The organism is Desulfovibrio sp. 1188_IL3213, from assembly GCF_036763145.1.
Lineage (GTDB): Bacteria > Desulfobacterota > Desulfovibrionia > Desulfovibrionales > Desulfovibrionaceae > Desulfovibrio.
Window position 1 is genome coordinate 1 of record NZ_JBAIYR010000705.1, and the last position, 738, is coordinate 738.

At 60.8% G+C, this 738-nt stretch carries 1 protein-coding gene; it reads right to left on the reverse strand.

Annotated features, from left to right (window positions below):
• A partial coding sequence (locus V6C16_RS14665; RefSeq protein WP_333543617.1) for a hypothetical protein occupies positions 1 to 310 on the reverse strand: 310 nt, incomplete at its 3' end.
• Between the last annotated feature and the right edge of the window lie 428 nt (positions 311 to 738).

Below are 738 nucleotides of genomic sequence, written 5' to 3' on the forward strand. Positions count from 1 at the left end.
TGTTTTTTGCGGCGGGGCGCGAGGCTCGGCGCATGGGCATCGGCGGAGCGCCGGGATCAATAACCACACTGTGCGGCGCTACCTTGCCTGCGGCGCGGCTTTTTCCAGCAGTCTTGCCATCAACCGCCCCCTGGGGCGAAGGCATCAGCTCCGGCACGGCTGCGGGATCCACAAAGCTTGCTCCGGCCATGCGCAACTGTCGGGGCTGCATCAGCGTATTCCAATACAGGCGTGCGCCGCCGTGCCGCACCCAGGCCTCATTGAGATTGGCCCCGCCATCGGGCAGGGTCTGCGGCAAGGAAGAAGACATGCGAACAGGTTCAGCAGCCTTGCCTGACCCGGCCGAAAACATCAAGGCGGCGCACAGGCACAAAAAAGCCGTTCCTACAGTCACGGCCCGCGAAGCACCAAACGCCGCTGTTTTTTTGCATAGCGTCATAAACATGATACCACCTCTGTAACGCTTATCGGCCGGCCTGACATCACCTTTAGGCCAAGATGCCCCCGAATGGCCTCCCCGACTGCATCAGCGGACGCGCTCTGCAAGGGCAAACGGGAAAATCTCCACTGGACAGCACTCAAAATGCACCGTAAAAATTGAAAAATACCAGCAATAAAACACTGCCCTGGCAACCCGCGCGCGCTTTCATGACGCGCAGAGCGTAATGCCCACGCCACATGGCCGCCTTACGGGCAGCTTTCCCGACGGCACAGCCGCTGCCTGAAGCCGGAGCAACC